The sequence below is a fragment of the Geobacter sp. PheSNFMC genome, assembly GCF_059620965.1.
The window spans coordinates 31767-52487 of record NZ_JCAMRN010000049.1; the positions used below are offsets into that span (position 1 = coordinate 31767).

The window sequence follows — 20721 nt, forward strand, 5'->3', positions numbered from 1 at the left end:
CTGAAACCATGCCCAAACTGACCATCGATCACATACCGGTCGAAGTCCCTCCCGGCACCAGCGTGCTGGAGGCGGCCAAGACTGCGGGAATCTGGATTCCGCACTTCTGCTACCACCCGGCCCTCGGCAGCGTGGGGGCCTGCCGGCTCTGCGCCGTGAAGCTGCTGGACGGGCCGGTGAAGGGGATCCAGATGTCGTGCATGCTCCCGGCCCAGGACGGCATGGTGGTCTCCACCACCGACCCCGAGGCCCTGAAGATGCGGAGCCTGGTCATCGAGTGGCTGATGATGAATCACCCCCACGACTGCCCGGTCTGCGACGAGGGGGGCGAGTGCCTCCTCCAGGACTACACCGTGGCCGGCGGCCACGGCATCCGCCGCTTCGAGGGGAAAAAACGGACCCACGTGAACCAGGATCTGGGGCCGCACATCCAGCACGAGATGAACCGCTGCATCCAGTGCTACCGGTGCGTCCGCTTCTACCAGGAATATGCCGGCGGCAGCGACTTCGGGGTCATGGGGAGCGCCCGGCGGGTCTACTACGGCCGGTTCCAGGAGGGAACGCTCGAATCCCCCTTCTCGGGAAATCTCGTCGACATCTGCCCCACCGGGGTCTTCACCGACAAGACCGCCCGGTTCCGGGCCCGCTACTGGGACTACGAGATGGCCCCCTCGGTCTGCCCCCACTGCTCCCTCGGCTGCAACACCGTGCCGGCGGCCCGCTACCGGGAGCTGCTCAAGACCATGGCCCGGGAGAACCCCGCCGTGAACGGCCACTTCATCTGCGACCGGGGACGGTTCTCCAATGCCGCCGTGAACGATCCGGCGCGGCCGAGGGTGCCGCTGGTTGACGGGGAAGAGGTTTCATGGGCCGCGGCCCTCGACGCCACCATGCTGCGGATCGAAGAGTTCATGGAGCTCTACGGCCCCGGCCGCCTGGCCCTGATCGGCTCGCCCCGCCTCCCGCTGGAGGGGAGTGTCCTTCTGGCACGGCTGGCCGGGCTCATCGGAACGGAGTACCTTTGTTACTTTGCCGGGCGGGACGAAGGGGAGCGGGTAGCCGCCGCCGTTTCCCTCCTTGCCGACGGCAGGACGGCATCCATGGCGGACGTACGCAAGGCCGACTGCGTTGTCATCCTCGAATCGGACCTCCGGGACGAAGGGCCGATGATGCTTCTGGCGGTCCGGCAGGCATGGCGCAGCGGCGCGCCGGTCTTCCTGGTGGGGAAACATGCGCCCTTGGCGCAGGCCCTGGCCGTTTCCATCGAAGCCATCGAGCTCAGCATCATTGAAGAGGTGCCCCTGGCGATATTCGAGAGGGCCGTGGTCATCTGCGGCACCAGGAACAATCCTCCCGCAGCCACTGAGTCACTTGCCCATACTGATGCCAAAATCGCGTACCTCTTTCCCGGCCCCAACGCCTTTGGGGCGGGGCTTCTGATGAAGGAGCACGGAGCGGTTGCCCTGGCCGAGGCCGTTGCCTCGGGAAGAGTGAAGGGGATCATCGCCGTGGAGGCCGACATCCCCGAGGCGCTCCTGGCCGGCGTGCCGTTCGTGGTGGCCGCCGACTGGCTCCCGACGGAAACGGTCCGGCGTGCCCAGATCGTTCTTCCCACCGCCGCCTGGGTGGAGACTGACGGCACCTACGTCACCTTTGAAGGGCGCGCCCAGCGGTTCCGGAAGGTCATGGCATCCGGCCTTCCGATCCGGGGGCTCCCGGCCCGCTACCACGCCTCCCCCGACAAGCCCGCGCCGCTCCATCCGCCGCGGGTGCACCGGAGCGTCTCCCCCGGCGGGGAGCTCCGCCCTGCCTGGCGGTTCGTGGCCGAGCTCATTGAGCGCTGTGGGGGAGACGCGGTTACTGAGCCCTTTGTTGGGCGATGGGAGCGGCTGCGGGGCCTTGACCCGGAGGGGGAAGGGGTGATGCTGTGGGAGTTTTAAATGTCGCTTTCAGCAACAATGAAAGCACGGAAGAAACAGCCCGGCGAATCAGCGCAATCCCTCACGCCGGGCGAGCGCCTGCGTCGTGCCCTTGAACTTTCCGCGTTGTGCCGCGTCCTCAGGGAGAGCGGCAGGAAGGCAGAATCCACTACTAAACCAGAAAAAGGAGCATCATGAGCAGGTTACCCGCATGCCCCCAATGCAGTTCGGAATACACCTACGAAGACGGCGCCATGTACGTCTGCCCCGAATGCGCCCATGAATGGCCAATTGAGGCTTCGGGAGAGAGCCCGGAAGAGCGGCGCGTCGTGCGCGATGCCTTCGGCAACGTGCTCAGTGACGGCGACTCCGTCACGGTGATCAAGGATCTGAAGATCAAAGGCTCGTCCTCGGTTGTCAAGGTCGGAACCAAGGTGCGGAACATCCGGCTCGTGGAGGGGGACCACGACATCGACTGCAAGATCGACGGCGTCGGTGCCATACAGTTGAAGTCGGAATTTGTGAAAAAGGCATAGTTGAGGCGAAACGGGCATTGCAAAGCGGACAGGCGCCTGGGAATACCCGTTCACTGTGAATGGCATGTTCAGCCGTCATGACCGCATGGGAGAGACAACCCGGCGCGGCGGCGCATGCACTCGGGCGCCATCCCCTGGCAATGCGTCACACCATTGAGGACGCCGATGGAGAACGAACACATCTGCAGACTGCTGCTCGATTTCGCAGCCGATTGGGAGTTCTGGCTCGACCCCGAGGGGGTCTGCCGCTATGTCTCCCCGGCCTGCGAGCGGATCACCGGGCACCGCCCCGATGAGTTCATGAATGATTCGGGGCTTCTGCGGCGGATTGTCCATCCCGACGACCGGAAGCTCGTGGAGGACCATCTGGCGGGCGCCCTGGCGAACCGGGCAGGGGTCTGCCCCATCGACTTCCGCATCATAAACCGTGATGGTGAGGTGCGCTGGATCAGCCATCACTGCCAGCCGGTGCACGATGGCTCCGGGACGTTCCTCGGCCGTCGGGGGAGCAATCGGGACATTACCGACCGCATGGCGGCCCAGGAGGAGAACCGGCGGCTTGGCGGGCTCATGGAGCGGCTCGTCCGCGTTGTGCAGGAGCTTTCCCGGGCCCGCAGCCTCGACGAGATTACGGCGGTGGTCCGGACCGCCGCCCGGGAGTTGGTGAACGCCGACGGAGCCACCTTTGTCCTGCGGGAAAACGGTAACTGCTTCTATGCGGACGAGGATGCCATCGCCCCGCTCTGGAAGGGGCTCCGGTTCCCCCTTGAGCACTGCATCAGCGGGTGGGTCATGCTCAACCGGCAGGCGGCGGTCATTGAGGATATCTACCAGGATGAGCGGATACCCGTCGAGGCCTATCGCCCCACGTTCGTGCAGAGCCTTGCCATGGTCCCCATCCGGGGGGAGGACCCCATCGGCGCCATCGGCACCTACTGGGCCCGGCGCCATCGCCCCTCCGATCAGGAGATCAGTGTCATTCAGGCCCTTGCCGACACGACGTCGGTGGCCATGGAAAATGTGCGGGTCTACGCGGATTTGGAGCAGCGCGTGCGGGAGCGCACCGAGGCCCTGGAAACCGCCAATCGCGAACTTGAGGCATTCGGCTTTTCGGTTTCCCACGACCTGCGCGGCCCGCTCCGGAGGCTGGACGGGTACAGCCGCATCCTCTATGAGGACTACGCCGACCGCCTGGAGGGGGCGGGGCGGGACATCCTCATCCGCATGATCCGGCTGGCAACGCAGATGGAACAGTTGATAGACGATCTCCTCAGGTTTTCCCGGAGCGTGAAGGGTGAGGCCGTCCGCGAGGCGGTGAACTTGAGCCGCCTGGCGCGGAGCATCGCCCGTGAGTTGAGTGACGGTGAGCCCGGACGGACGGTGGAATTTATCATCGCCGACGGACTCACTGCCGAGGGGGACCCGGGGTTGCTGCGGGCGGCGCTGGAGAACCTGATGAGAAACGCCTGGAAATATACGGCCCCAAAGGAGAATGCAGTTATCGAATTCGGCCGTTGCGAGGGGGAAGGAGAGAGGTTCTACTTTATCCGCGACAACGGCGTCGGTTTCGACATGGTCCATAAAGACAAGCTCTTTGAGCCCTTCGAGCGCCTCCACGACGCGCGCACATTCGAGGGGACCGGCATCGGCCTCGCCACGGTCAAGCGGATCATCGACCGCTACGGGGGGCGCATCTGGGCGGAGGGAACGCCCGGCGCCGGCGCCACGTTCTACTTTACGCTGCCGGAACCCGGCGGGGAATCATGACCGAAACCACCATCGACATAGTCATCCACGGGGCCAAGATCGCCCTGATCTTCTTCGTGGTGCTGACCCTGGCGGCCTACCTGGTGTTCGCCGAGCGGCGGCTCCTGGCCTGGATCCAGGACCGCAAGGGACCGAACCGGGTGGGGCCCTTCGGCCTGCTGCAGCCCCTGGCGGATCTCATCAAGCTCCTGACCAAGGAGGATTTCCGCCCCGCCGGGGCCGACAAGTGGCTCTTCTATCTGGCCCCGGCCATGGCGGCCGTCCCGGCCATCCTCACCTTTGCGGTGATTCCCTTCGGGGCGCCGGTCACGATCCTCGGCCGGGAGATCCCGCTCCAGGTGGCGGATCTGAATGTGGGGCTCCTCTTCTTCTTGGCGCTCTCCTCCATTGCGGTGTATGGTGTGGCCCTGGGGGGCTGGGCGTCCAACTCCAAGTACGCGCTCCTGGGCTCCATCCGGGGGCTGGCCCAGCTCATCTCCTACGAGCTCTCCATGGGGCTGTCGCTGGTGCCCACGGTGATGCTGGCCGGGTCGCTCCGGCTGTCGGACATCGTGGCGGCCCAGGAGGGGGTCTGGTTCATCGCCTACCAGCCCGTTGCTTTCCTGATCTTTCTCATCAGCATCGCAGCCGAATGCAAGCGGATCCCCTTCGACATACCCGAGGCGGAGGGAGAGCTGGTGGCGGGGTTCCATACCGAGTACTCGGGGATGCGTTTCGGTCTCTTTTTCGTGGGCGAGTACATCAACATCATCGTCCTGGGCGGTTTGGCAACCACCTTTTTTCTGGGCGGCTGGCAGGGGCCGCTGCTGCCTCCCTTTGTCTGGTTTTCGGTGAAGACACTTGCCTTCGCCTTCTTTTTCATCTGGATGCGGGGAACCCTGCCGCGGCTGCGCTACGATCAGCTCATGCACCTGGGATGGAAGGTGCTGACGCCGCTGGCCCTGCTCAACATCCTGATCACCGGATGGGTACTGATGTTCGTGTAACGGAGAGACAAACACCATCGAGAGAAAGGGGGGAGAGAACGTTCGCACCACGCACAACCGCATCACGGTCTGACACTCGCACACTGGTCATCGTTCCGCAGAAGAGAATCCAACACGCAACGAAGCAAAGGAGGACGTGTCATGGTTGAGAACGTGAATACCAAGGACAAGCACGGGCATACGCCGCTCATCGACGCGGCGAAGGCAGGGGAGGTGGATGCGATCAGGGATCTCATCGGCCGCGGTGCCGACCTGGAGGCCAAGAGCGAGAAGGGCAAGACCGCCCTCCACTACGCGGCGGCCAACGGTCAGGCGGCAGCCATCCGGGCGCTGCTTGAGGCGGGCGCGCAGGTGGACCCGCGGGATCTCGAATGGCACACCCCCCTCATGCTGGCTGCGAATTACGGATGCAACGAATGCGTGGAAGACCTGCTGACGGCCGGTGCAGACCCCCTGGCCAAGATGAAGCTGGGCAATACGGCCCTGACCTATGCGGAAGCGAACGGACACCCTGACACTCTGGACCTGATCAAAAAGGCGCAGCGGGCCAAGTCGGGCACCGCCTGACCGCCGCGTGAACCAGTGGAGGGACTCCGGCGGAGTCCCTCCACTCCCGTGAACCATGCCCATACTGACCGATTTCAAAGCCATCGCCACCGGGCTTTTCGTGACCTGGAAGCATATCTTCCGCAGGCCGGTGACCGTGGAGTATCCGGAGGTGAAGCGGACGCCGGCGCCCCGCTACCGGGCGCGGATCGTACTCACCCGCGACCCGGACGGCGGCGAGCGCTGCGTGGCCTGCTACCTTTGCTCCGCTGCCTGTCCCGTGGACTGCATCTCCATGGAAGCGGCCGAAGGAGAGGAGGGACGCCGCTACGCCCGGTGGTTCCGGATCAACTTCTCCCGCTGCATCTTCTGCGGCCTCTGCGCCGAGGCCTGCCCGACCCTGGCCATCCAGATGACCCCCGACTACGAGATCTGCGAGCGGGACATCATGGAGCTGGTCTACGAGAAGGAAGACCTCCTCATCGACGGCTGCGGCAAGGACCTGGAGTACAACTTCTACCGCCACGCCGGCATCGGCGTCGCCCAGCCCCGGGGTGAGGGGGCGCGGGAGGAGGAGCCGGTGGATGTGCGGGGATTGATGCCGTGATTTCAACAAAGAACCTGCCACGGAGATACAGAGGCACGGAGAAAAGATCAGGTCCTCTGTGGGCCCCCAAGCATCGATTCCCGATTTTTTCTGCATCTTCGCGTCTCTGTGGCGGATGTTGACTTTTTATGGAACCAACTGTCTTCTACATACTGGCCGCTGTGACCGTCATCGCCACGGTCCTTGCCATCACCGAGAGACACGCGGTGCACGCCATCGTCTACCTCGTCACCTCGTTCTTCGCCCTGGCGGTGATCTTCTTCACGCTCGGCGCGCCGGTGGTGGCGGTGTTCGAGGTGATCATCTACGCCGGCGCCATCATGGTCCTCTTCCTGTTCGTGATCATGATGCTGGACCTGGGGCAGCCGGAGCGGGCCCGGCGCCCCGGCATCCGCGACTGGTGGCCCGCCCTGGCCCTCGGCGCCGTGATTCTGGCCTCGGTCCTGACGCTTCTGGTCTCCCGCGCCCAGGCGGTATCGGCGGCGGGCCGAGCCATCGGCGTGAAGGAATTCGCCCTGGCGCTCTTCGGGAAATACGGGGTGGCAGTTGAGGTGATCTCCATGCAGCTCCTCTTTGCATTGGTGGGAGCGCTCTACCTGGCCAAAAGGAGGGAGCGGTGATCGTCCCCTTCGAGCACGTCCTGGTCCTGGCCGGCCTCCTCTTCGCCCTGGGTCTCGTCTGCGTCCTGGTCTGGCGCATGAACCTGATCATGCTTCTCATCGGTATCGAAGTGATGCTCAACGCCGCCATGCTCGCCTTCGTGGGGGGCGCGGCCCGCTGGGGAATGGCGGACGGGCAGGTCTTCTCCCTCATCATCATGGCCCTTACCTCGGCCGAGGTGTCCCTGGCCCTGGCCATGGTGGTCTACCTCCACCGGCGGAAGAAGGCGGTTGATGCGGATGAGTTCAGGGAGCTGCAGGGATGAAGCTCTATCTCTCCCTCATACTCCTGCTGCCCCTTCTCGGCGGCACCCTCAACGCGCTGGTGGGGCGGAAGCTCCCCCGCCGGGTGTGCGAGGCCCTGGCCTGTGCCGCGGTCTGGGGTGCCTTCGTCTGCACGGTCCTGGCCTTCGGGGCCTACGAGGCGCCGGAGACCGTGCTGCTGGCCACCTGGCTGGCGGATTTCGATTTCACCGCCCCCATTGCCCTCTACCTGGACCCACTCTCCCTGGTGATGGCGGTGATGATCACCTTCGTCTGCGGCCTGATCCACCTCTACGCCGTGGGGTATATGGCGGGGGAGGAGAGTCCGGCCCGGTTCTTCGCACTGCTGAACCTCTTCGTCTTTGCCATGCTGGTCCTGATCCTGGCGGAGAACCTGCCGCTCCTCTACCTGGGGTGGGAGGGGGTCGGCTTCTGCTCCTACGCCCTCATCGGCTTCTGGTACTCCGACCCGAAAAACGCCACTGCCGGTCGCAAGGCCTTCATCACCACCCGGATCGGCGATACGGCCCTCGGCATCGGCATTGTCTGGTGCTTCCAGCTCTTCCAGACGGCCTCCATCACCCAGATCAACCAGATGGGGTTCCTGATGCCCGTGGGGGTCATCACGGCGCTGGGGCTCCTGTTCCTGGCCGGGGCCATGGGTAAGTCGGCCCAGGTTCCCCTGATGATCTGGCTTCCCGACGCCATGGCCGGCCCGACTCCGGTCTCGGCCCTGATCCACGCCGCCACCATGGTCACCGCCGGGGTCTACCTCATGGCCCGGATGTCGCCCCTCTTCAGCGGGGCTCCCGCGGTCATGGCCGCCGTGGCCGTCACCGGAGCCGTCACGGCCTTCTACGGTGCCACCTGCGCCCTGGTCCAGCGGGACTTCAAGCGGGTGCTGGCCTACTCCACCATCAGCCAGATCGGCTACATGATGCTCGGGGTCGGTGCCGGCGCCGTCACTGCCGCCACCTTCCACCTGCTGGTGCATGCCTTCTTCAAGGCGCTCTTGTTCCTGGGGGCCGGCTGCGTCATCGCGGCCCTCCACCACGAGCAGGACATCTTCAGAATGGGAGGCCTGCGCCGGAGCCTGCCCGTGACCTTCTGGGCCTTTCTGGCCGGGGCCGCGTGCCTGGCCGGGCTTCCCCCCACCGGCGGCTTCTTCAGCAAGGATGCCATCCTGGCCGCGGTCTGGGCCAAGGGGGGGGCGCTCTACGGCGGACTCTTCGTCCTGGGGCTCCTGGCGGCGCTTCTCACCTCCTTCTACACCTTCCGGCTGGTCTATCTGGTTTTCGGGGGCGATGGGGCAACGGAGATTCACCGTAATCCGCGGATCATGGACCTGATGCTCCTTCCCCTGGCGATCCTGGGGCTCATCGGTGGGTTCATCCACCTCCCCGCGTTTCTGGCCGACGGCTGGCTCGGCCGCTTCCTGGCCACGGCCCTCACCGAAGGGGCCGCCCACCTCTCCCACGGGGAGGAGATGGCCGTTGAGGCAATAGCGGCCCTCGTGGCCTTCACCGGACTTGCAATTGCCCACCACCGCTACGGGGGCCTGCGGCGCGGGGCCAGGATCGAGGCGGCGGCCGAGGAACCCCGGGGGATCGCCGCCTTTCTCCTGAACGGCTGGTATGCGGACCATCTCTACCGCATCCTCTTCATCCGCCCCTATGAAGCCATCGCCTCCTTCCTCTGGCGCCGGGTGGACGAAGGGGTGATCGACGATTCCCTCGACCGCCTGGCCGACGGTATCGGCACGGCCGGCCAGGGATTCGGCCGCTGGAGCTGCGGGCGGGTGTCAGTCTATCTCCTCAGCTTCGCGGCGGGGCTGGCGCTGATTCTGGGGTGGCTCGCATGGGGGTGGATCTCATGACTTCCTACCCCATCCTCACCCTCCTGATTCTTCTCCCCCTGGCCGGGGGCCTCTGTCTGGCGCCGGTCTGGAACCGTCCGGAGTGGGCTCGCCCCCTCGCCCTGGGGGTTGCCGTGGCGGAACTGGCCCTGGCCGGCTGGCTCCTCGCCGCTTCGGGAATGCCGCCGGCGCCGGGTGCCGCGGCAGGGTATTTTCTCTGGGAAGACGCCGCCTGGATCGAGCGGTTCGGCATCCGGTACCTGCTGGGGATGGACGGGATCAGCCTCCTCATGGTGGTGCTCACCGCCTTCACCACGGTGGTGGCGATGCTCGTTTCGTGGCGTGGCATCACCGAGCGGGCCACGCTCCACTACTTCCTGATTCTTCTCATGGAGAGCGGGATCATGGGGGTATTCCTCGCCCTTGACCTGGTCCTCTTCTACCTCTTCTGGGAAGTGATGCTGATCCCCATGTTCTTCCTGATCGGCATCTGGGGACACGGCCGCCGCATCTACTCGGCAGTGAAGTTCTTCCTCTATACCCTGGTGGGCTCGCTCCTGATGCTGCTGGCCATCATCGGGGTCTACCTCATTCATGGCGACGCCACCGGCACCTTCACCTTTGCCCTGCCGCTCCTGGCCAAGGCCCCCATTGCCCATGCCGCGGCGCCGTGGCTTTTCGGGGCGTTTCTGCTGGCCTTTGCCATCAAGTTTCCGCTGTTTCCGGTACACACCTGGCTCCCGGACGCCCACACCGACGCCCCCACGGCCGGCAGCGTGATCCTGGCGGCGCTGCTTCTGAAGACCGGGGCCTACGGCCTGGTCCGCTTCGGCTACCCGCTCTTTCCCGAGGCGGCCAAAGGATTCGCGCCGCTCCTCTACGTGCTGGCAATCATCGGCATCCTCTACGCCTCGTGGATCGCCTACGCCCAGGAGGACATGAAGCGGATGGTGGCCTACTCCAGCGTGGGACACATGGGGTTCGTCGCCCTCGGGATCGCCTCCTGGGGGCCGGTGGCCCTGTCGGGCTCCATTCTCCAGATGGTGAACCACGGCTTCACCACCGCCGCTCTCTTCGCCCTGGTGGGGATGCTGGACGAGCGCGCCCACACCCGGGAGGTGGCGGCGTTCGGCGGACTCTGGGGCACGATGCCGGTCTTCTCCTTTTTCTTCCTCTTCTTCGCCATGGCTTCGGCGGGGCTGCCGGGGCTCAACAACTTCGTGGGAGAGTTCCTGATCCTGGTGGGAGTCTTCCGGACCACGCCGGCAGCCGGCGCGATCGCCTTCCTCGGTATCGTGCTGCCGCTCATCTACACCGTGCGACTCGTGCAGGAGGTTCTCTTCCAGACGGAACGGCAACCCCTGCGCCTGCCCGACCTGACCCTGCGCGAGGGGGCGGTGCTGGCCGTACTGGCCGTAATCGACCTCTACATCGGAGTCCATCCGAAACCGCTCCTGGATATCCTCAAGGTGCCGGTGGCGCTGCTGACGGGGGTGGCACCGTGACCATCGCCGATCTCTGGACCATCATGCCGCTTCTGCTCCTCGCCTGCGGGAGCGTCCTCGTGCTTATCCTGGGTGCGATCGTGCCGGGACGGTACGGGACCGCCATCGGGGTGGCGGTCTGCGCCGGTGCGGCCCTCTGGGCTCTGCAGACACCCCCCCGGCCCCTGGCGCCGACCCTGGGGGTGGCGTTCACGCCGTTTGCCCGGTCGTTTGTGGTGCTTTTCGCGGTGACCGCGCTCCTGTCCCTGCTCCTTGCCCATGACCACGCCGACCGCCAGGGATTGGAGGGAGAGGAGTATCCGGCCACGATCCTGTTCGGCGCCTTCGGCATGGGGGTGGTGGCGAGCGCGGCCAACTTCCTGACCCTCTTTCTGGGGCTGGAGGCCCTGACCTTCGCCTTCTACATCCTGGTGGCCTACGATCGCAACCGGCCGGCATCAGGGGAAGCGGGGCTCAAGTATCTCCTCATGGGGGCCGTGTCCGCCGCATTCGTGGCCTTCGGCATCGCGCTCCTCTATGGTGCCACCGGCTCCCTGGAGATCGGGCGGGCCGTTGCCGCTTCGGCCGCGGGCGGCGGGATCGCCCTGGCGGGATGGGGGCTCCTCCTGGCAGGGCTCGCCTTCAAGGTGTCGCTGGCCCCGGCCCACCTCTGGACCCCGGACGTCTACCAGGGGGGGCCAACGCCGGTGACCGCCTTCCTGGCAGCCGGTTCCAAGGGCGCGGCCATTGCCCTGTTCCTGCTGATCCTGCCCCCCCTGGGGGGAATCGGTCCCCTGCGGGCGCCCCTCTGGGGACTGGCGCTCCTCTCCATGGCCGTGGGGAACCTGGCAGCCCTGCTCCAGCCCAATGTGAAGCGGATGCTCGCCTACTCCTCCGTGGCCCAGATGGGGTACGTGGCCCTGGCGCTTCTCTCGGGTGGACGGGGCTACGAGGCAGCGGCCTTCTATGCCGTTGCCTATGGGGTCATGAGCCTGGCGGCCTTCGGCGCACTGGCCTCCCTGGAACAGGAAAGACCGCTGGAGCAGGTGGATGAGCTCCGGGGGATCGGCTACCGGCAGCCCTTCCAGGGGGTGGTACTGGCGGTGGCCATGTTTGCCCTGGCGGGAATTCCCCCCACCGTGGGCTTTGCCGGCAAGTTCGCCATCTTTTTCGCGGCCCTCAGGGCAGGGGAGACGCCCCTGGCGATCATCGGCATCCTCACGGCAGCGGCGTCGGCCTACTACTACCTGCGGGTGGTGGTGAACCTCTACATGAAACCGGCTGAGGAGGCTGCCCCGGGCCCGCTCCCCACCCCGGCGGAGGCGGTCTGCCTCGGCACCGTGACCGTCGCCATCCTGGCCCTCGGTGTCTGGCCCGGTCCCTTGTTCGACTTGGTTGAGGCAATCCTCAAGGCCTGAGCCACGTGTTCGGGAGGAACCAGATGAAACGCATGCTCGCCACCTGCCTGTTTGCGACGCTGGTCGGTACGCTCCCGGCCTTTGGTGCCGAAGGCGACGCGGTCGCCCGTGCCCGGATGGCCGCTGACCGGCTTTCCGCCACCCTGCGGGAGCGGGTCATGACCGTGATGAAGGAGAAGGGACCGGCAGAGGCGGTGAAGGTCTGCTTCGCTGAGGCCCAGAAACTGACGGCGGAACTGGCGCGGACCGAACATCTGTCCATCAGGCGGACATCGCTCAGGATCAGAAACCCGGCCAACAGTCCCGACCCCTTCGAGCGCAGCGCCCTTGAGCGGTTGGCCGCCATGAAGGAACAGGGGAGCCTGCCGGGGGAGATGATCGTGCCGGCCCGGGTGGGGGGCAAGCAGATCCTGCGCTACGTGAAGCCGATCCTCGTGCAACCCGGCTGCCTCGTCTGCCACGGTGCCGAAGACTCGATCCCTCCCGAGGTGAAGACGCATCTGCAGGCGCGCTACCCCGGCGACCGGGCCACCGGCTTCGCGGCGGGAGACCTGCGGGGGATCGTGAGCGTGGTGGTGGATGAGTAGGGGGCAACGGTGCAAACCCTCGTAAAAGCCCTCATCAGCCTTGCCATCATCATTGCCTGCGCCAGGATCGGCAAGCGGTTCCCCACCCTTGGCGGCCTCATTGCCACCATGCCCCTCACGAGCCTGCTGGTGCTCCTCTGGCTCTGGTCCGAATCGCCGGGGGACTACCGGCTCATGGAGGGGTACACCAGGGGAGTTCTCTGGGGGATCATCCCAACCATCCTCTTCTTTGTGGCGGCATATGTCCTTTTCCGGCGGCATCTCCCGCTGCCGGTTGTCCTGGCGGCCAGTTTCGGCGTGTGGCTGGCCGGGGCAGCGGTACATCAGTATTTTCTCAAGTGAATCCATAAACGGCGTTTCTGCCGCAGGGTTCACGGATATCGCGGATAAACTCTGCGGCTGATTGCTTTTTGGTGTGTCAGGGGGGCTGAGGTTGCGTGAGGGGAGCTGCGGTGGTGAGGGTGCGCACTGATAGCACGGATTGTTGATCCTCCCCCTGGCCCTCCGAACTCTCTGTGGTTAATGCGTTACCTCGTGTATTTTTTGAAGAAGGGAGATGTGTGAAGAGATGCTTTCTGGCCGCAACTGCGGCCGTTTTTCTGATGATGACCTTCGTCGCCCGGGCGGGCGGTGCGAAGCATTACGCTGTGGCGGTGCTGCCGGCCCCGGTCCTCAATACTCTCGATTTCCCCGGCATCTTCGGCGGCAGGGACGGCTCGACCCTGCGTACGGACCGACAGGGCCAGATCCGGGAGCTGGAATTCATCGCCCTGCCGGGGACGGTGTTCGTGGTCCACGAGACAGTCCGAAACGGCGCATCAGTGGTCCACCGGGTGACCACCGACGACTATTCCTATCCATCGGCCACGGGTTATTTCGTGGATGACCGTTTCGTCCGGCTCACGGATGAGGAACCGCCGCCGCGGTCCCGGACGCTCCCTTCCCGCGACGAGATCATCGCCCGCCTTCTGGCTGCCAGGGGAAGCCGTTACGTCTGGGGGGGCAATGTGCGCGCCGGGGTGCCGGCCATGGTGGATTTCTTTCATCCACCGGGCAGGCTCCCCGCCGAAACGAACCGCCGCTGGCGGCTCCAGGGGCTCGACTGCTCGGGGCTTCTCTACGAGGCCACCAACGGCGTCACTCCCCGGAACACGAGCGAGCTCACCGGCTTCGGCCGGGGCGTCCCCATTGCCGGCCTTTCCGCCGCGGCCATCCGCCGCCGGCTGGAGCCCCTGGACCTGATCGTCTGGAAGGGGCACGTGATCATCGTGCTGGACCGGGAACGGACCATCGAGAGCCGCCTCGGCCCGGTGCCGGGGGTGCGGGACGGCGTGGCGGTCCGGCCCCTGGGGGAGGTGCTGGCCGAGGTAATGAAGGGGCGGGCGCCGTCGGACCGGTTCAGGGACGCGGACGGGCAGGGGGAGAAGACCTTTGTCGTGCGGCGGTGGTATGAATAGGGCGGTCAGCAGCCCCGCCGCTTGAGTTCCTGGCTTGCCAGGCGCTTGCGCTCGGCGCCCAGGCGCCCCGAGGCGGCCAGATTCCTGACCTCCATGGTCGAGGCGGACGCGAGGAGGGTGCTGAACAGGGAGGTGGGGGTGTTGGGGTTTTTGAGCATGGCCGCCTTCAGGTTGGGGCGGTTGCTCCAGCACTGGTGGCGTGCCACGGCAGCGATGACGTCGCCGGTGGCGCGGGAGCTGGAAACCAGTTGAAAGACCGACCCTTCCTTGAGGCGGGGGTTCGTGAGGCACGACTCCACCACCCGCATATCGCCCTCCTTGAGCAGGGCGTCCAGAATCGATGCGGTGGCGCGCCGGGCAAGGGTGATCTTGTTGCCCAGGGGGGTGGTGGAGAGACGCTGGATGACAGCGCGCTCGGCCGCGACGCGCTGGTCCGGGGTCACGCCGGCGAGAAGGCAGAGGTCCACCAGCTCGAACAGATAGAGGTGGGGCAGCAGGGCCATGACCAACTGGGCCGGGGTGGCGGGGTTGCGCACCAGGGCCGCCTTCAGCTTGTGGCTCTCGGCCACCGCATCGTGGCGGCCGATGGCTGCAACGAGATCCTCGCCCAGGTCCCGCCGCCCCAGCAGTACCAGAAGATGGTTTTCGTCCAGGGCCGGGTTGCGCAGGGCTGCCCGGATCACCTCGGGCGCGGGGTCGGCCACGACCTGGAAGAGTTCCTCCCTGCCGCAGGTGAGCGCCCCGTGCAGCCGCTGTGACAATTCCCGGTCAAGCTGAACATTTTTTGCGTAGATCCCGCCCGGTTCCATGGTCCATCACTCCGCACAGCACGACAACTTGCTGACATCCCTCGTGAATCCCTGGGCGCAGAGCCGCAGTCCCTCTCCTATTGAAGGGTAGACGTGCAAGGCGTTTGCCAGATCGTCGAACGTAGCCCTCAGCCGGATGGCCAGCGCTGCCTCGTTGATGAGCTCGGCCCCCCGGTGGCAGGCCAGGTGCGCCCCCAGCAGCCGTCCAGTGGCCCGCTCCGCCACCAGTTTGATGACGCCTGCCGTATGCCCGGTCACATGGGCCTTGGGAATGGCCGACACGGGGAGAATGCTCACGATCGGATCGAGTCCGGCGTCCCGGGCACCCTGTTCGGTGTAGCCGACGGCCCCCACCTCCGGGTCGGTAAAGATGGCCATGGGCACGCTCAGGTGGTCCATGGCGCAGCCGCAGCCGGTGGCGAACATGTCGTCCACGGCGATGATTCCCTCCCGCGCCCCCACCGTGGCGATCATCATTCCTCCGATGCAGTCGCCGGCGGCCCAGATGCCCGGAGCCGCGGTCCTCATCCGTTCGTCCACCCTGACGAACCCACGGCTGTCGGTTTCCACGCCGGCCAGTTCCAGGCCAATGCCGCGGGTGGCCGGTGCGGTCCCCGCCGCCAGGAGGAGCTGTTCCGCCGTATAGGTCCGGCGTCCGTCCTCGCGCTCGACCTCAACGCTCACTGCGGAGCCGTCTCCCGACACCGCGCAGACCGGCGAACGGCAGACGATCTCCATTCCTTCGTCCCTGAGGACGTTCCGTATCGCCAGGGCCGGTTCGGGCTCCACGGGGGCGAGGATGCGCGGCCCGTGCTCGAGGATGGTCACCCGGGTGCCCAAGCGTTGGAACATCTGCCCCAGCTCCACGGCGATGACCCCGCCGCCGATGATGATGAGAGACGCCGGAAAGCGTTTCAGCAGGAGCGCGCCCCGGCTGGTGAGAAACGGGGTGGATTCCAGGCCCGGTATCTTCGGGATGCGGGGCGTGCCGCCGACGGCCACGAGGAAACGGTCGCAGCGGTAGACCCGGTCCACCACTTCCAGCCGGCCGGGGCCCAGGAATCGGCCGGTCCCCTTGGCCAGCTCCAGACCCGGCGTATCCCGGAGCAGATCCAGGTACCTGGTGGTGCGCAGATGCTTTACTACCTCTTCCTTGCGGGCCATGAGGGGGGCCGGATCGACGGTGTCTCCGCACTCTCCGAGGCCGAGCCTTGCCCCGAGCCGCCCCTCCTGATAGAATAGCGCCCCGTGGATCAGGGTCTTGCTCGGCACGCACCCCCAGTTGATGCAGGTGCCGCCGAGGACGCTCTTTTCGACCATGAGCACCCGGGCACCCCTGGAGTGGGCCCGAAGTGCGGCGGCAAAGGCGGTGGAGCCTGAGCCGAGGATGATGAGGTCGTGTCTGTCGGACATGGCATGATTCTCCCTGGTCCTGACAGTGTACCCGAATGCGTGCGTTTGAGAAGTACGTTATGGCGACAAGGAGGAATCATGGCCGCGGTAAGCCTTACCAACGAAGACGCCCGCCTGGGCGCCGATACCCTCAGGATGCTGGCGGTGGACGCGGTTGAAGCCGCTGCCTCCGGTCACCCGGGGCTGCCCATGGGGGCCGCCGACTACGCCTTTCTCCTCTGGCACTCCCACCTCCGCTTCGACCCCGCCGACCCGGAGTGGCCGGGGAGGGACCGGTTCATCCTCTCGGCGGGACACGGCTCCATGCTCCTCTACGGCCTGCTCCACCTCTTCGGCTTCGACCTTCCCCTGGATGAGCTGAAGCGGTTTCGCCAGTGGGGGAGCCGCACCCCGGGCCATCCCGAATACGGCCACACCCCCGGCGTGGAGGTGACCACCGGCCCCCTGGGGCAGGGGTTCGCCATGGGGGTGGGCATGGCCTTGGCGGCGCGCATGGGGGCCGCCCGCTTCGCCGACGAGCGATTCGATCCCTGCGCCCACCATATCTACGCCCTGGTGAGCGACGGCGACCTCATGGAGGGAATCAGCCAGGAGGCGGCATCCCTGGCCGGGCACCTGAGGCTCGGCAACCTGGTCTACCTGTACGACGACAACCGAATCACCATCGAGGGCTCCACGGACTTGGCCTTTTCCGAGGACACGGCGGGGCGTTTCGCGGCTCTTGGCTGGCACGTGCAGGCCGTTGACGGCCACGATGTCCGCCAGGTGGACGAGGCCCTCTGGCGGGCCCGGGTGGAACGGGAGCGGCCCTCTCTCATCATCGCCCGGACCCATATCGCCCAGGGCTCGCCCGGCAAGCACGACTCTGCCGCCGCCCACGGCTCGCCCCTGGGTGCCGAGGAGGCCGCCGCCACGCGCAGGAGCCTGGGGTGGCCCGATGAGTTGTTTCACGTGCCGGAGCGGATTCGGGAGATCTGCGAACAGAGGCGGGAAGCGCTCGCCGAGGCGCGCGCCGCCTGGCAGGATGAGCTCCGCCGCTGGCGCCGCCGCAATTCCGATAAGGGACGGCTCTGGGATCTGATGGCGGAAAAGGGGGTGCCCAGGGATCTGGAGGCCCGGCTGCTGGCGGCGGTGGGAGCCGAAGCCGGCGCCACGCGCGCCCTTGCGGGCAAGGCCCTCCAGGCGGCCGCCGCCGCGGTGCCCTCCCTGGCCGGGGGCTCGGCGGACCTCGAGCCCTCCACCAACACCCGGATCAAGGATTCCTCCTCCGTGCTCCCCGGCAGCTACGGGGGGCGCAATCTTCACTTCGGCGTGCGCGAGCATGCCATGGCCGCCATCATGAACGGCATGGCCCGCCACGGCGGGTTCATCCCCTACGGCGCAACCTTCCTGGTCTTTGCCGATTACTGCCGGCCGGCCATCCGGCTGGCGGCGCTCATGAAGCAGCAGGCGGTGTACGTGTTCACCCACGATTCCCTCTTCGTGGGTGAGGACGGTCCCACCCACCAGCCCGTGGAGCAGCTCTCGTCCCTGCGGCTCATCCCTAACCTCCGGGTGATCCGGCCGGCGGACGGTCCCGAAACGGCTCTGGCCTGGGCCGCGGCCCTGCGGCGCACGGACGGCCCCACGGCCCTTGTCCTGACCCGCCAGAAAGTGCCGGCCATCGCCCGGGAGGAGTCCCTGGACCCCAGAACCTTTGCCAAGGGGGGCTACGTGGTCCGCTCCGGGGGTGCGGCCCCGGCCGTGGTCCTCATGGCGAGCGGGTCCGAGGTGGGACTGGCCCTGGCCGCGGCGGAAATTATGGCCGGTAACGGGGTTGCGGCCCGCGTGGTGTCCATCCCCTGCCTGGAGGCCTTCCTGGCCCAGCCGGAAGGCTACCGGCGCCGCTGCCTGCCGGGCCGCGTCCCGCGGGTGGCGGTGGAGGCGGGGCATGGCGGCCTCTGGTGGCGGCTCCTGGGTCCGGCCGGCCTGTTCATCGGCCTGGAGAGCTTCGGCGCCTCGGCCCCGGAAAAGGTGCTGGCCGAACAGTACGGGTTCACCCCTGAGCTGGTTGCCCGGCGCGTGGCCGAGTTCGTGGAGCGCTGAGACACCGTGGGTACCAGATCGAAACGGAGCGAGCGCTGCGCGCGGTGCCGCATGCATATCCACCGGTGCGTCTGCCCGGCGCTGCCGCGGTATTCCCTTGCTACCCGCGTGGTCCTGGTCATGCACCACCGGGAATACTCGAAAACCACGGCTACCGGCCCCCTGGCCCTGGAGATGCTCCCCAACAGCGAACTGCGCATCCACGGGGAACTGGGCCGCTCCCTGGACCTGAGCGATCTGGACACCCCGGCGCGGCGTATCCTTCTGCTCTATCCCGGCGACGACGTCCCCGTCTTGGACCGGGAACTGCTGGAACGGGACGGACGGCCCGTCACCCTGGTGGTGCCCGACGGCACCTGGCGCCAGGCGTCCCGCATGGGCCGACGGTTGCCCGGCCTCGCCCGCGCAGAGATGGTCCGGCTCCCGCCGGGCCCTCCCACCGAGTGGGGCGTCCGGCGGGAGAATCATCCCCAGGGGCTGGCCACCTTCGAGGCCATCGCCCGGGCCCTGGGCATCATCGAATCACCCGACGTCCAGTCGGGCATGGAGCACCTGTTCCGCCTCATGGTGAGACAAACCCTCGGTGCCCGGGGATGCGCGGTCGCCCGGGACTGAAAGGACATTTCATGGACATCAGGGACATCCTCAGGAAATCGCTTCTCTTTTCCGGCCTGGACGAGAACCACCTGGCCGAAGTGGCGGTCATTGCAGCCCGCCGCCCCTTTGCCCGGGGGGAAACCGTCTTTGCCGAAGGGGAGCCGGCAAACGGTTTTTACCTCCTGGCCCAGGGGAGCATGAAGCTCTGCAAGGTCTCGCCCGACGGCAAGGAGAAGGTCCTCCACTTCGTTCATCCCGGCGAAACCTTTGCCGAGGCTGCTTTCTTCGGCGACGGCAAGTACCCGGCCGAGGCCCGGGCCGTGGAGAAGGGGGAGGCGATCTTCTTCCCGCGCGAGGGCTTCATGGGGCTGCTGGAGCGCAATCCGCGCTTCTCCCTGAACCTGATCGTGTCGCTGTCTCTGATGCTGCGCCGCTTTGCCCGGCAGATCGAGGAACTCACCTTCGCGGAGGTGCCGGCGCGCCTGGCCGCCCACCTGGTGGAGCTGGCCGAGCGCAAGTCCACCTCGTTCCAGGGAACGACCTACCTGGATCTGGACATGAAAAAGGGGGAGCTGGCGTCACGCCTGGGCACGGTGAGCGAGACCCTGTCCCGTTCGTTCCGCAAGCTGAAGGAGGAGGGGCTCATCGAGGTGGACGGGAGCCGCGTGGTGATCTTCGACATGGAAAAGCTGAAGGCCGCTGCCGGGAGGCGCCCGGCCTGATCTGAGCCGCCGCACCCCGGCTGTGCCATCCATTAGCTCGCGGGATTGCCGCAGGGGATACGGGGCGGCTACTGTTCCGTTGGTACCCGCTTCCAGCGGTTATAGACCCAGAGCCACTGGTCCGGGTAGCGGACGATGTACGCCTCGATGGCGCGGTTGAGGAGCCTGGTGGTGGCGATGGGATCGCCGGCGGGGTCGGGTGCTATTTCGGGGAAGAATTCCAGCACGTGACGATTCCCCTCCCGCCTCCCGAATCCGGGGACCAGGGCCGCGCCGGTCTTGGCCGCCAGCAGGGCCGGCATGGTGGTGGTCCATGCCTTTCTTCCGAGAAACTCCACCAACTCACCCTCGCCGGGATGGACTGCCTGGTCCATGAGCAGGCCGATGGCCCCGTTCTTCCTCAAGCGGAAAAAGATCTGCCGTGCCGCGCCGTCGGCATAGATGATACTGTTGCCGTGCCGGTTGCGCAGCCGCTCCAGCAGCTTTGTCAGCGGCTCGTATTTCTGGCGGCGGGCCACCACGGCCATGCCGTCGGAATGGGTGCCGAAGGCGTGGGCCACGATCTCCCAGTTGTCGCAATGCCCCGTGATGAAGATGACCCCCTTGCCCCGCTCCTTTGCCCGCAGGTAGTGCTCCATTCCCCGCAGTTCCGTCCTCTCCACCAGGCCCTGTCCCTGGCCGTAGCAGAGCTTGATGATCTCCACGGCGGTCCGCCCCAGGTTGACGAAGGTGCGCCGGGCGATCTCCTCCGGCGTTCCCGCAGCCGGATCCCACCCTTCCATGGCCTGGAGTGCGGGGAGCGCGTTTCTGATGTTCGCGATGGTGTTCCGGCGCACCTTGCCCAGGAGCCGGAAGGCGAGAGCGCCGGCCGCTCCTCCGAGGGCCACGGCGGCCGGCGCGGGAAGCAGCAGTACCGGCAGGGTCGCGACGATGGCCGCCAAGACGCCCAGGTGCCACTTGAGACGTTTGCGTAATGGGAGAGTCGTGTTCACGGCCTATCTCATATCATA

The 20721-nt window shown here is 66.5% G+C and carries 20 protein-coding genes; 17 read left to right on the forward strand and 3 right to left on the reverse strand.

Translation table 11 applies throughout. The annotated features are described in order from the left end of the window. Positions 1–8: 8 nt before the first annotated feature. The 14 genes from AC6CDK_RS11975 (at position 9) to AC6CDK_RS12040 (ending at position 14085) form a co-directional block, all read left to right on the forward strand. Positions 9–1940 (forward strand): molybdopterin-dependent oxidoreductase, encoded by a 1932-nt coding sequence (locus tag AC6CDK_RS11975; RefSeq protein ID WP_192905890.1) that lies wholly within the window; start codon positions 9–11, stop codon positions 1938–1940. 173 nt (positions 1941–2113) lie between these two features. After that, positions 2114–2455 (forward strand): zinc ribbon domain-containing protein YjdM, encoded by a 342-nt coding sequence (locus tag AC6CDK_RS11980; RefSeq protein WP_192905889.1) that lies wholly within the window; start codon positions 2114–2116, stop codon positions 2453–2455. 165 nt (positions 2456–2620) lie between these two features. Next, a complete protein-coding gene (locus tag AC6CDK_RS11985; RefSeq protein WP_066358226.1) occupies positions 2621–4222 on the forward strand; it encodes a PAS domain-containing sensor histidine kinase in 1602 nt (533 codons plus the stop codon). Then, positions 4219–5208 carry an NADH-quinone oxidoreductase subunit NuoH gene (gene nuoH / locus AC6CDK_RS11990; protein ID WP_039647454.1) on the forward strand — a complete coding sequence of 330 codons (990 nt, stop codon included), beginning with the start codon at positions 4219–4221 and terminating at the stop codon, positions 5206–5208. The genes AC6CDK_RS11985 and nuoH overlap by 4 nt, the downstream gene beginning before the upstream one ends. A gap of 141 nt (positions 5209–5349) precedes the next feature. Next, a complete protein-coding gene (locus tag AC6CDK_RS11995; RefSeq protein ID WP_039647452.1) occupies positions 5350–5775 on the forward strand; it encodes an ankyrin repeat domain-containing protein in 426 nt (141 codons plus the stop codon). A gap of 55 nt (positions 5776–5830) precedes the next feature. Continuing rightward, positions 5831–6361 (forward strand): NADH-quinone oxidoreductase subunit NuoI, encoded by a 531-nt coding sequence (gene nuoI / locus AC6CDK_RS12000; protein WP_192905888.1) that lies wholly within the window; start codon positions 5831–5833, stop codon positions 6359–6361. 128 nt (positions 6362–6489) lie between these two features. Then, entirely contained in the window at positions 6490–6981 is a 492-nt protein-coding gene (locus AC6CDK_RS12005) for an NADH-quinone oxidoreductase subunit J family protein (RefSeq protein WP_192905887.1), read from the forward strand. Continuing rightward, on the forward strand, positions 6978–7286 hold the full coding sequence (gene nuoK / locus AC6CDK_RS12010; RefSeq protein WP_039647449.1) for an NADH-quinone oxidoreductase subunit NuoK: 309 nt from the start codon (positions 6978–6980) through the stop codon (positions 7284–7286). The genes AC6CDK_RS12005 and nuoK overlap by 4 nt, the downstream gene beginning before the upstream one ends. Beyond that, positions 7283–9160, forward strand: a complete 1878-nt coding sequence (gene nuoL / locus AC6CDK_RS12015) for an NADH-quinone oxidoreductase subunit L (RefSeq protein ID WP_192905886.1) — start codon at positions 7283–7285, stop codon at positions 9158–9160. Before nuoK ends, nuoL begins: the two co-directional genes overlap by 4 nt. Beyond that, on the forward strand, positions 9157–10644 hold the full coding sequence (locus AC6CDK_RS12020; protein WP_039648441.1) for a complex I subunit 4 family protein: 1488 nt from the start codon (positions 9157–9159) through the stop codon (positions 10642–10644). The genes nuoL and AC6CDK_RS12020 overlap by 4 nt, the downstream gene beginning before the upstream one ends. Further along, entirely contained in the window at positions 10641–12041 is a 1401-nt protein-coding gene (locus tag AC6CDK_RS12025; protein WP_192905885.1) for an NADH-quinone oxidoreductase subunit N, read from the forward strand. The genes AC6CDK_RS12020 and AC6CDK_RS12025 overlap by 4 nt, the downstream gene beginning before the upstream one ends. A 23-nt stretch (positions 12042–12064) precedes the next feature. Next, on the forward strand, positions 12065–12628 hold the full coding sequence (locus AC6CDK_RS12030; protein ID WP_192905884.1) for a Tll0287-like domain-containing protein: 564 nt from the start codon (positions 12065–12067) through the stop codon (positions 12626–12628). 9 nt (positions 12629–12637) lie between these two features. Continuing rightward, positions 12638–12970 (forward strand): DUF3147 family protein, encoded by a 333-nt coding sequence (locus AC6CDK_RS12035; protein WP_039647444.1) that lies wholly within the window; start codon positions 12638–12640, stop codon positions 12968–12970. Between the two features lie 218 nt (positions 12971–13188). Further along, the gene (locus AC6CDK_RS12040; RefSeq protein WP_192905883.1) at positions 13189–14085 is read left to right on the forward strand and encodes an NlpC/P60 family protein; all 897 of its coding nucleotides are present in this window, start codon (positions 13189–13191) and stop codon (positions 14083–14085) included. Between the two features lie 5 nt (positions 14086–14090). Here the strand turns inward: AC6CDK_RS12040 and AC6CDK_RS12045 are convergent, their stop codons facing one another. Continuing rightward, positions 14091–14894, reverse strand: coding sequence for a hypothetical protein (locus tag AC6CDK_RS12045; RefSeq protein ID WP_066358218.1), 804 nt, complete (start codon positions 14892–14894; stop codon positions 14091–14093). 6 nt (positions 14895–14900) lie between these two features. Beyond that, complete coding sequence (gene merA, locus AC6CDK_RS12050; protein WP_066358217.1) at positions 14901–16307, reverse strand: mercury(II) reductase; 1407 nt, start codon at positions 16305–16307, stop codon at positions 14901–14903. 78 nt (positions 16308–16385) lie between these two features. On the opposite strand from merA, the gene tkt reads away from it, so the two are divergent. Genes tkt through AC6CDK_RS12065 form a run of 3 tightly spaced genes read left to right on the forward strand, consistent with a single transcriptional unit; the run spans position 16386 to position 19711 of the window. Next, entirely contained in the window at positions 16386–18392 is a 2007-nt protein-coding gene (tkt, locus tag AC6CDK_RS12055) for a transketolase (RefSeq protein WP_039647437.1), read from the forward strand. Between the two features lie 6 nt (positions 18393–18398). After that, a complete protein-coding gene (locus tag AC6CDK_RS12060; RefSeq protein WP_039647435.1) occupies positions 18399–19007 on the forward strand; it encodes a tRNA-uridine aminocarboxypropyltransferase in 609 nt (202 codons plus the stop codon). 11 nt (positions 19008–19018) lie between these two features. Further along, positions 19019–19711, forward strand: coding sequence for a Crp/Fnr family transcriptional regulator (locus AC6CDK_RS12065; protein ID WP_039647433.1), 693 nt, complete (start codon positions 19019–19021; stop codon positions 19709–19711). 68 nt (positions 19712–19779) lie between these two features. Here the strand turns inward: AC6CDK_RS12065 and AC6CDK_RS12070 are convergent, their stop codons facing one another. After that, positions 19780–20703, reverse strand: coding sequence for a lysophospholipid acyltransferase family protein (locus tag AC6CDK_RS12070; RefSeq protein WP_039647431.1), 924 nt, complete (start codon positions 20701–20703; stop codon positions 19780–19782). Between the last annotated feature and the right edge of the window lie 18 nt (positions 20704–20721).

Excerpts from the sequence above, each read along its gene's own strand:
- AC6CDK_RS11975 (WP_192905890.1), top strand. The coding sequence starts at position 9 with ATGCCCAAACTGACCATCGATCACATACCGGTCGAAGTCCCTCCCGGC.
- AC6CDK_RS11980 (WP_192905889.1), top strand. The coding sequence starts at position 2,114 with ATGAGCAGGTTACCCGCATGCCCCCAATGCAGTTCGGAATACACCTAC.
- AC6CDK_RS11985 (WP_066358226.1), top strand. The coding sequence starts at position 2,621 with ATGGAGAACGAACACATCTGCAGACTGCTGCTCGATTTCGCAGCCGAT.
- nuoH (WP_039647454.1), top strand. The coding sequence starts at position 4,219 with ATGACCGAAACCACCATCGACATAGTCATCCACGGGGCCAAGATCGCC.
- AC6CDK_RS11995 (WP_039647452.1), top strand. The coding sequence starts at position 5,350 with ATGGTTGAGAACGTGAATACCAAGGACAAGCACGGGCATACGCCGCTC.
- nuoI (WP_192905888.1), top strand. The coding sequence starts at position 5,831 with ATGCCCATACTGACCGATTTCAAAGCCATCGCCACCGGGCTTTTCGTG.
- AC6CDK_RS12005 (WP_192905887.1), top strand. The coding sequence starts at position 6,490 with ATGGAACCAACTGTCTTCTACATACTGGCCGCTGTGACCGTCATCGCC.
- nuoL (WP_192905886.1), top strand. The coding sequence starts at position 7,283 with ATGAAGCTCTATCTCTCCCTCATACTCCTGCTGCCCCTTCTCGGCGGC.
- AC6CDK_RS12020 (WP_039648441.1), top strand. The coding sequence starts at position 9,157 with ATGACTTCCTACCCCATCCTCACCCTCCTGATTCTTCTCCCCCTGGCC.
- AC6CDK_RS12030 (WP_192905884.1), top strand. The coding sequence starts at position 12,065 with ATGAAACGCATGCTCGCCACCTGCCTGTTTGCGACGCTGGTCGGTACG.
- AC6CDK_RS12045 (WP_066358218.1), bottom strand. The coding sequence starts at position 14,894 with ATGGAACCGGGCGGGATCTACGCAAAAAATGTTCAGCTTGACCGGGAA.
- merA (WP_066358217.1), bottom strand. The coding sequence starts at position 16,307 with ATGTCCGACAGACACGACCTCATCATCCTCGGCTCAGGCTCCACCGCC.
- tkt (WP_039647437.1), top strand. The coding sequence starts at position 16,386 with ATGGCCGCGGTAAGCCTTACCAACGAAGACGCCCGCCTGGGCGCCGAT.
- AC6CDK_RS12065 (WP_039647433.1), top strand. The coding sequence starts at position 19,019 with ATGGACATCAGGGACATCCTCAGGAAATCGCTTCTCTTTTCCGGCCTG.